This window comes from Streptomyces anatolicus (genome assembly GCF_019400875.1).
GTDB lineage: Bacteria > Actinomycetota > Actinomycetes > Streptomycetales > Streptomycetaceae > Streptomyces > Streptomyces anatolicus.
Map to the genome: position 1 here is coordinate 1 of NZ_WMBF01000237.1, position 9,572 is coordinate 9,572.

Sequence of the window (9,572 nt, forward strand, 5' to 3'; positions counted from 1 at the left end):
CCCCGGTGGTCTACCACTGGAGCGAGCTGCGGTACGGCACGGTGGGCGACGGCACCAAGCCCGAGATGCGGCTCGGCGAGAGCAGCTGGGTGTGGCAGCGCCAGGGCCTGAAGGTCGCCGACCGGCGGTACGCGCACGGTGTGACCGTGCACGGCAGGTCCTCCGTGACGATCGATCTGAACCGCAGCTGCACGTCGTATGACGCGCTCGTCGGTGTCGACGACATGACGATGGGGCTCGGCAAGGTGCGCTTCTCCGTCTACGCGGACGGGGCGCGGCTGTGGCAGTCACCGCTGATGGAGGGCGGCGACCCGGCGCTGCCCGTGCAGGTGAACCTCACCGGCCGCAAGACGATCCGGCTCGTGGTCGAACCGCACACGCCCTTCTCCTCGGCGGCGCTGGCGGACTGGGCCCAGTCGCGGATGCGCTGCCTCTAGCAGCGGACCCGGACTAGGGCGATTCCGGCGGGGTGGGGTCGGCCAAGGGCTCGGTCAGCTCCGTGAGCAGTTCGTCGGGCGTCAGGGCGCTGCCCGCGGCGTGCGCCCTCTCGTACTCCGTCGCGGTGAGGACGCTCCTGGCGGCGGCCGCGGCCCGGTCGGTGGCGGTCACCTCGGGACGGGGGCGCGGATGGCCGCCCCGAAGCCGCGTGCCCGCCGCCAGCAGGCGCACCGCGCGCGCGTGGTCGCCGAGGTCGCCGAGGAACACGGCGCCGGTGTCCACCACGGACGCGACGATCACCTCGGAGCACCGCTCGTCGACGGCCTCGCGCAGCGCCTCGGCCAGCTCGGGCAGGGCCGCCGCCGGGCCCGACTCGGCGGCGGTGACCCGGGCCTCGGTGATGCGCGCGGCCACGCTGAACTGCGGTGGTGGTGTGCCGTACGTCGACTCGCTGCGGGCGTCCGTGCACATCCTGCGGGCCGTGACCGCATCACCGTCCTCCAACGCCATCAGCGCGCGCAACAGCCGTACGTACGCCCTTGAGTCGGTGACGCCGTAGCGGTCGGCGGCGGTGCTCGCCTCGTCGAGGGTCTTCACCGCCGCCTCCCGGTCGCCCTCGCGGTAGGAGATCTCGGCGAGCCGCGCCATGAGGAACGGCGTCTCCGCGTACGCCCCCACCTCGTAGGCGAGGCGGAGGCCTTCCTCGTAGGCCGCGCGGGCCTCCTTGTGGCGGCTGCGGGCCATCGCGGCCTCGCCCGCGGCGCTGCTCACCTGGGCCCGCATCCACCGGTCGCCCACGCGTCCGCTCAGCGCGCGCAGCTCGGCCAGGTCCTCGTCGACGCCCGAGAGGTTGCCGTTCGTGTCGATGGCCATGTGCGCGCGGAACATGAGGATGATGCACAGCTCCCAGTCCCCGCCGTACCGACGGCAGTTCTCCACCGTCTGGTCCACGGCGGGGCGGGTGTGGTCGATCGTGCCGCCGGTGAAGAAGATCGTGAACGGCCAGATCAGCCCGGGGAACCGGGCGGCCTCGGGGCCGGGTCGCGCGAAGACGGCACGCACCCGCTCGACGTACTCGTTCTCCGTCCAGCCCTCCTGGGCCGGTGTGGCGTCCGCGGGACGGGTGTCCGACACCAGGAAGAGGTGCAGCAGCCGCAGCTCCATCCACGGCCAGTAGAGCGGGTCGTCCTCGTCGGGCAGGTCCCAGGGGCCCCGCGAGGCGGAGACCGGGGCCAGTCCGAGGACGCGGCTCATCCACTCGCAGCCCTCGCGGCGGAAGTTGCGCAGCCACCAGAACCAGCCGGTGTGCACGGCCAGGGCGATCGCCGTCGGCGTGTCACGGGTCTCGATGGAGTGCTGGAGGGCCGCCCGGATGTTGTCGAGCTCCGTCTCCAGGCGTCTGATCCACGGCAGTTGCTCGGCGGTGCGGAGTAGGGGCTCGGCCCGCTCGACCAGCGCGCGGAAGTACGCGCTGTGGCGTCGGGCGGCGGCCGCGAGCAGGTCGGGGGTCTCGGCGGCGCGCTCGGCGGCGTACTCGTGGATGGTCTCCAGGAGGCGGTAGCGCATGCCGCCGTCCTCGGGTCCGGCGCTCGGGACGGCCACGATCAGGGACTTGTCGACCAGGGCGCCGATCAGCTCCGTGGCGGGACCGGTGCAGATCGCCTCGGCGGCGGGCAGGTCCCAGCTGCCGGCGAAGACGGACACCTCGCGCAGCACCGTCCGCTCGGCCTCGCCGAGCAGGTCCCAGGACCAGTCGACGACGGCGCGCAGGGTCTGCTGGCGGGGCAGGGCCGTGCGGCTGCCGCTGGTCAGGAGGCGGAAGCGGTCGTCGAGCCGGTCGGCGATCTGGCGCGGGGCGAGCAACCGCAGGCGGGCGGCGGCCAGTTCGATGGCGAGCGGCAGGCCGTCGAGGCGGCGGCAGATCTCGGCGACGGCCCCGGCGTCCTCCGCCGGGTCGAAGCCGGGCCGCACCGCCGTGGCCCGCTCGGCGAACAGGCGGTACGCCGGGTCGGGCGGCAGCGGCTCCACGGGGCGCACGGATTCGCCCGGCACTCCCAGGGGCTCGCGGCTGGTGGCGAGGATGGTGAGGCCCGGGCAGTGCGTGAGGAGCCGTTCGGCGAGCGCGGCGGCGGCGTCGATCACATGTTCACAATTGTCAAGGATCAGGAGCAGTGCGCGCGGGGCGCAGTACTCGACGAGCAGGGCGAGCGGGTCGTCCTGCGGCGCGGTCAGTTCGCTGGTCATCAGCACGGTCTCGCGCAGGCCGAGCGCGCTGACGACAGCGCCCGGCACCGCCTCGGGGTGGTCGAGCGGGGCCAGCTCGGCCAGCCATGCCCTCGGATGCCCGGCGGCGGCTTCCTCGGCGAGGCGGGTCTTTCCGGAGCCGCCCGGTCCGGTAAGGGTGACGAGGCGGGCCCTGTGCAGATCCGAACGGATGGCGGCCAGCTCGGGTTCCCGCCCGACGAAAGAGGTCAAACGGTTGCGGATGTTCCCCTTCCGCTCGGGCTTCCGGTCCGCCGGGGCGCGGTTCCGGCCGCCGCTCCGGTCGGCTTCCTGGTCGGCTCCCCGAGCGCCGTCCTGCTCGGCTCCCCGAGCGCCGTCCTGCTCGGCTCCCCGAACGCCGTCCTGGCCGGCTCCACGCTCGGGCCGCCGGTCGGCGGGGGCAAGCAACTCCTCGTGCAGCGCGCGCAGTTCCGCCCCGGGATCGGCGCCGAGCCCCTCCGCGAGGGCGCGGCGCGCGTCCTCATAGGCGGCGAGCGCGTCGGCGCCGCGTCCGGCGTCGCGCAGGGCGCGGATCAGGAGGGCGCGCGCCGTCTCGTCGTACGGCTGTCCGACGATCAGTTCCCGCAGTTCCGGTACGACATCGGGGGCGCGGCCCAGCAGCAGGTCCGCCTCGATCCGCGCGCGGAGCACCTCGGCGCGCTGGGCCTCGGGGCGCGCGGCGGCGGTCCGGTCGGGCAGGTCGGCGAGGGCGGGGCCGCGCCACAGGGCGAGGGCGTCGCGCAGGGCGCGGGCGGCGAGGGCCGGGTCGCCGTCGTCCAGGGCCGCCCTGCCCTCCCGCGCGAGACGTTCGAAGCGGTGCAGGTCGACGTCGTCCGGGGCGACGGCGAGGCGGTAGCCCCCGGGGGCCGAGGCGACGGCCTCCTTGCCGAGGACGCGGCGCACTCGGCCGACGAGGGCCTGGAGGGCGGCCGGGGCGTCGGCCGGCGGGTCGTCGGCCCAGACCTCGTCGATGAGGGCGCCGACGGTGACCGTGCGGTTCGCGTGCAGCGCCAGGGCGGCGAGCAGGGCGCGCAGCCGCCGGCCCCCGACGGGCAGAGGGGCGCCTTGTTCGTCGTACGCCTCGGTGGCGCCCAGAATTCCGTACCGCACCGGGTCATTCTCCCTGGCACGAACCCGAGAAGCGCGCGCTTTACGGGCGAGGGCCCTGTCGGGACCGAAGAGTGAGGCCCTGTCGGGACCGAAGAGCCGGGACCGGCCGGGACCAGAGAGCCAGGGCCGGTCGGGACCAGGGAGCCGGGACCGGCCGGGACTAGCGCCCCGCTCCCAGCGCGCCCCTCTGGGGAACCACGCTCCCCGTAGGGACGGCCCTCTGCCGTGCCGGGGTGCCCGTCCAGCACGTCCCTCTGCGCGACAGCAGCCTGCGCAGCCACACTTCCGTGGAGACCAGGTCGGCCAGGCCGTCCAGCGGAAGCGGCTCCCCCTCCGCGGCCTGGCGCAGCGCCTTGCGGACCACGCGGGCCTCGACGAGGCCCGCCTGGGCGAGCAGCGGGGTGTCGAAGAGGGCGACCAGCTCGTCCACCGCCACGCGCAGACCGGTGCGGGCGGCGGCCGCGTCCGACGCGTGGGAGGGGGCGCCCCAGCCGGGCGGCAGATCGGCGACCCCGGCACCCTCCAGAACCGTGCGCAGGATCGCCGCCCGCGCCCCCGGCTGGACGCGCAGCGCCTCGGGAAGCGCCCGGCACGCGCGGACGACCTGGTTGTCCAGGAAGGGCGCGTGCAGGCGCTGGAAGCGGACCTCGGCGGCCTGCTCCAGGATGCGCAGGTCCGCGGCGTGCCGGGCGAGGGCCATCCGCGCGCGGAACTCGCCGGGGCGCTGGCCGGGGCCGCCGGGGCGTGTCGTCAGGTCGGTCAGCCGAACCGATACTTCAGCGAGCGCCTCACCGGTCAGCCAGCGCGCGGCGGGTCCTGGTCTGGCCCAGGCGAGGGCGGCGAGCGACGCCCCCACCGCTCCGCCCGGTTCGTCGAAGCGGCGGTGCAGCAGCCGGTCGGCGAGCGATTCGACGCCGGCGCGGTGCGTCATGCGGGCCAGCTTGCGGGCGGCGCCGTACACGCGCGCGGGGACAAGCACCGAGCCGTCGGCCTTCGCAAGCGCGGCGACCGGGCGCACCAGATGGCGGCGCTTGCGGTCCATCAGGAGGTCGGCGAGCCGGGCCGGGTGGGCGTCGAGGACCTGCCGCGCCCCATGGCCCGTGAAGTGGTCGGCGCTGCCTGAGGAGAGCCGGGCGCGGTGGCGCTGGGCGGTCACCAGGGTGCTGCTCGGTTCGTCGGTCAGGGGCCCTTCCAGGTCGGCGTAGGGCAGGGCGTCCTCGCCCCCGGCGACGACCACGTGGTGCAGGCGCGGGTTGGCGGCGATGGCACCGGCCCGTTCCAGCTCCGCCTCGCGGCCGTTGACGGCGAGGTCGTTGAAGGTGACGGCGAGCAGGCGCTCCCCGGCGCCCGTGCCGTGGCCGAGGACCGTGCCGGGCATGCCGGGCAGACCGGCAGCAAGGAGAGCGAGGGTTCCCGACGCGGGCCCTCCGGAGAGGTCCGCTCCGATGCCGGGCACCGGCATGCCGCGCGCCGCGCGCCGCTCGGCGGGCCCCATGCCGGGGACCGGGCCCGGGTCGATGTCCGTGCCGGGGACGTGACGCGGGGCGGTGAGGCGGGCACGTACGGCCTCCACGAGGGCGTCACGGACGCCGTCCACCGCGCTCGCCGCGTCGGCGGAGGGCGCGGCGACGGCGAGCGAGGCGACCGGTTCGTACCCGGCGATCTCCCGTGCGCCCGCGCGCAGGATCAGCGCATGTCCCGGGGGCACGCGCCGCACGCCCTGGTAGGGCGTCGAGTCGTGCAGCGCCTCGGGGACGTCGGGGGCGGCGAGCAGCGCCGCGAGGTGGCCGATGTCCAGGTGGGCCTCGATGAGGTCGGCCAGCGGCAGTGCGGCGGTCGCGTAGGCCGTACCGCCCGCCCAGGGGGTGTGGAAGACGGGGCGGGCGCCCGCGAGGTCTCCGGCGATCATGACGCGGCGGCCGACCTGGACGACCGCCGTGTAACTGCCGGACCAGGCGGTGAGATGGCGCAGCGCGCCGCCGCGTGCGGCGAACAGGCCCACCCGCAGCTGCTCGTCGGAGGCCCCGCAGGTGCCGAGCACGGCGATGCGCGTCTGCTCGTCGACCTTGACCGTCCGCACCTCGTCGGGCCGCCAGTCGCCGACCGCCCAGAGCGGATCGGGGTCGCCCCACAGGAGTTGGGAGCCCACGGGGTGGACGGATTCGCCGTCGTCGCCGGTGGCCCCGGCCGAGCCCACCGCCGAGGGCCGCGCGGCGGTACTGCTCCACCCCACCAACCACCGCATCACTGCCTCCACAGGCTGTGGACGACCGTCGGCGAGGCGCCGAGAGGCACGGCCGACCAGTGCACCGAAGGACTGGTGTCCCATGCTGCCACGAAGGAGGCGCACGGGAGGGGCCGCGGGGCCGCCTGTGCGGCGGTACGTCCACCCGGGAGGGCGGTGAATCCACCCCGGAGGGGCGGTAGTTGAAGGGCGGAGGATGCCCCTCTCCTTGCGCTCGTTTCAAGTACGCCAGGGCACGCGCGTGGCGCCCGGCTCGCGAGGGGGCCAGGGAATGGGCGAAATGCCCGTTCCTTCCCATGGGTTGTTTTCGGCCAAATCGGCCTGGGATGAGCCCAGGGCGTATCCGTTCGAAGGCAACGCACAGCCCGGGAGGCGGTGTTCGCCTCCCGGACCGGTCCGCCGCCCGCGGGGATGGAGGCGGCGGTGTCCCCCAGCCCACTGACTCCAGCGCAGCGGGCCGACCCACGCACCCTCAAGGGAAGCGGCCGCGCCATGGCCGCAGAAGAGCGCACACACAGGCGCACGGCCACACGCCGGGAGCACGCTCCGGGGTCCGCCGCACTTCCGTACGGACAACAATCTCGCCATACGGAACTAGGCCTCTTAACGCTTGGGATGCGGCGAACTACGCTGTGTGTGCTGATGTTTTCGCGGAGGCATATACCTGGAGGATCGGCCAAACGCTCTTGCGGCCGCTGATCCGGCCACGCCGTCCGGGGGAACGCAGCACGAATGCCGTGCGGTCGAGCACCGCCCGGCAGCCGTCTGTGTCGAGGGGTGGCGCATGTCCAGGGAGCAACGCGGGCCGAACGAAAAACTCGGCACCGTTCTCGCCCTCGCGGGAATCAGCAACGCGGGACTCGCACGCCGGGTCAATGACCTCGGCGCACAACGCGGGTTGACGCTTCGGTACGACAAGACATCGGTGGCCCGCTGGGTCTCCAAGGGCATGGTGCCCCAGGGCGCCGCGCCCCATCTGATCGCTGCGGCCATCGGCCAGAAGCTCGGCCGCCCGGTGCCGCTGCACGAGATCGGCCTCGCGGACGCCGACCCGGCGCCGGAGGTCGGCCTCGCCTTCCCCCGTGACGTGGGGGCGGCCGTGAAGTCCGCCACCGAGCTGTACCGCCTCGATCTGGCGGGCCGGCGCGCCGGCGGCGGCATCTGGCAGTCCCTCGCGGGCTCCTTCGCGGTCAGCGCGTACGCGACACCCGCCTCCCGCTGGCTGATAACCCCGGCCGACAGCTCCGTGGCCCGCGACGCCTCGCACGACGTGCCGCGCGACGTGGCGCACCCCGACGACGGCGGCGCGCCGATGAAGGTCGGCCACAGCGACGTACTGAAGCTGCGGGAGGCCGCGGAGGACGCACGGCGCTGGGACTCCAAGTACGGCGGCGGCGACTGGCGTTCCTCCATGGTCCCGGAGTGCCTGCGGGTCGAGGCGGCGCCGCTGCTGCTCGGCTCGTACTCCGACGAAGTGGGCCGCGCCCTGTTCGGTGCCTCCGCCGAGTTGACCCGCCTCGCCGGATGGATGGCCTTCGACACCGGCCAGCAGGAGGCCGCCCAGCGCTACTACATCCAGGCGCTGCGGCTCGCCCGCGCGGCGGCCGACGTGCCCTTAGGGGGGTACGTCCTCGCCTCCATGTCCCTCCAGGCGACCTACCGCGGCTTTGGTGACGAGGGCGTCGACCTCGCGCAGGCCGCCCTGGAACGCAACCGCGGGCTCGCCACGGCCCGCACCATGAGCTTCTTCCGCCTCGTCGAGGCGCGGGCACACGCGCGTGCCCATGACGCGCAGGCCGCGGGGGCGGCGCTGCGGGCCGCGGAGGGCTGGCTCGAGCGGGCCCGCGACGGCGACCACGACCCCTCCTGGCTCGGCTTCTACTCCTACGACCGCTTCGCCGCGGACGCCGCCGAGTGCTACCGCGACCTCAAGGCGCCCCGGCAGGTGCGGCGCTTCACCGAACAGGCGCTGTCCCGCCCCACCGAGGAGTTCGTGCGCTCGCACGGTCTGCGCCTGGTCGTCTCGGCCGTCGCCGAGCTGGAGTCCGGCAACCTCGACGCGGCGTGCGAGCAGGGCACGCGCGCGCTGGAGGTCGCCGGGCGCATCTCCTCCGCACGGACCACGGAGTACGTGCGGGACCTCCTGCACCGCCTGGAGCCCTACGGGGACGAGCCCCGGGTGGTGGAGCTGCGGGAACGCGCACGGCCGCTGCTTATGGCTCCCGCGTAGCGCTCGATCACACACCCACCCGGAGTTTGAAGGCGTTGTCAGTGGCGCAGGGCAGTATCTGTGGTGGGAGGTGAGGCGCGGTGAAGAAGGTCGCGTACGACTGCGACGTGCTGGTGATCGGCGGCGGCATCGTCGGTCTGGCGACGGCGTACGCCCTCACGCGCGCCGCTCCCGGCACCAGCGTCACGGTCCTGGAGAAGGAGCCCGGCCCCGCCCGCCACCAGACGGGCCGCAACAGCGGTGTGATCCACAGCGGGATCTACTACCCACCGGGCTCCCTGAAGGCGAGGTTCGCGGTCCGCGGCGCCGCCGAGATGATCAAGTTCTGCGCGGAGTACGGCATCGCGCACGAGGTCACCGGCAAGCTGATCGTCGCCACGGAGCGGGCCGAGCTGCCGCGCCTGCACGCCCTGGTCCAGCGCGGCCGGGAGAACGGCATTCCGGTGCGCGAGCTCGGCCCCGCCCAGATCGCCGAGTACGAACCGGAGGTCCGCGGTCTGGCCGCCATCCACGTCGGGACGACCGGCGTCTGTGACTACGGCGCGGTGGCGGAGCAGCTGGCGGCGGCCTCCGGCGCCGAGATCCGTTACGGCGCGGGAGGGCACGTCGTCCGGGTGGACCGCCGCCCCTCCCTCGGTGTCGCCGTCCGGACCGCCGACGGCGCGGTGGTGCGCGGCAAGGTCCTGGTGAACTGCGCGGGGCTGCACTGCGACGAGGTCGCGCGGCTCACCGGCGACGACCCGGGCATGCGGATCGTCCCCTTCCGGGGGGAGTACTTCGAGCTGGCCCGCCCCGAGCTGGTGCGCGGCCTCGTCTATCCCGTGCCGGACCCGGCCTTCCCCTTCCTCGGCGTCCACCTCACCCGGGGCATCGACGGCGGCGTCCACGTGGGGCCGAACGCGGTCCCGGCCCTGGCCCGCGAGGGGTACGACTGGTCGGTCGTCCGGCCCCGCGAGCTGGCCGGCACGCTGGGCTGGCCGGGTTCGTGGCACATAGCCCGCCGCCACTGGCGGTACGGGGCGGGTGAGCTGCGCCGGTCCGCCTCCAAGGCGGCGTTCACCGAGGCGGTGCGGAGGCTGTTGCCCGGGGTGCGGGCGGAGGATCTGGTGCCCGCGCCTGCCGGGGTGCGGGCGCAGGCCGTCCTGCGGGACGGCACGCTCGTCGATGACTTTCTGATACGGGAGGGGGCGCGGGCGGTCCACGTGCTGAACGCGCCCTCGCCTGCGGCGACGGCTTCTCTCCCTATTGGGAGGGAGGTCGCTCGGCGGGCCTTGGGGGCGTTGGGGG

At 74.6% G+C, this 9,572-nt stretch carries 5 protein-coding genes; 3 read left to right on the top strand and 2 right to left on the bottom strand.

Annotated features, from left to right (window positions below; genetic code table 11):
* Window positions 1-437 (top strand): NPCBM/NEW2 domain-containing protein (locus GKQ77_RS20305; RefSeq protein WP_219690348.1); only part of this gene is annotated, 437 nt, incomplete at its 5' end.
* A 13-nt stretch (window positions 438-450) separates the two neighbouring features.
* On the opposite strand, the gene GKQ77_RS20310 is transcribed toward GKQ77_RS20305, so the two are convergent.
* Both GKQ77_RS20310 and GKQ77_RS20315 read right to left on the bottom strand, forming a co-directional pair.
* Complete coding sequence (locus tag GKQ77_RS20310; RefSeq protein ID WP_219690349.1) at window positions 451-3,810, bottom strand: AfsR/SARP family transcriptional regulator; 3,360 nt, start codon at window positions 3,808-3,810, stop codon at window positions 451-453.
* 160 nt (window positions 3,811-3,970) lie between these two features.
* The gene (locus tag GKQ77_RS20315; protein WP_219690350.1) at window positions 3,971-6,055 is read right to left on the bottom strand and encodes an asparagine synthase-related protein; all 2,085 of its coding nucleotides are present in this window, start codon (window positions 6,053-6,055) and stop codon (window positions 3,971-3,973) included.
* Between the two features lie 784 nt (window positions 6,056-6,839).
* Here GKQ77_RS20315 and GKQ77_RS20320 point away from each other — a divergent pair.
* Together GKQ77_RS20320 and lhgD are read left to right on the top strand one after the other, a co-directional pair.
* On the top strand, window positions 6,840-8,285 hold the full coding sequence (locus GKQ77_RS20320; protein WP_219690351.1) for an NsdA family TPR-like regulatory protein: 1,446 nt from the start codon (window positions 6,840-6,842) through the stop codon (window positions 8,283-8,285).
* Between the two features lie 80 nt (window positions 8,286-8,365).
* Window positions 8,366-9,572, top strand: a 1,207-nt coding sequence (gene lhgD / locus GKQ77_RS20325) for an L-2-hydroxyglutarate dehydrogenase (RefSeq protein ID WP_219690352.1), incomplete at its 3' end; no start/stop codon positions are given.

Coding starts and splice junctions, on each gene's coding strand:
- GKQ77_RS20315 (WP_219690350.1), bottom strand. CDS start 6,055: ATGCGGTGGTTGGTGGGGTGGAGCAGTACCGCCGCGCGGCCCTCGGCG.
- GKQ77_RS20320 (WP_219690351.1), top strand. CDS start 6,840: ATGTCCAGGGAGCAACGCGGGCCGAACGAAAAACTCGGCACCGTTCTC.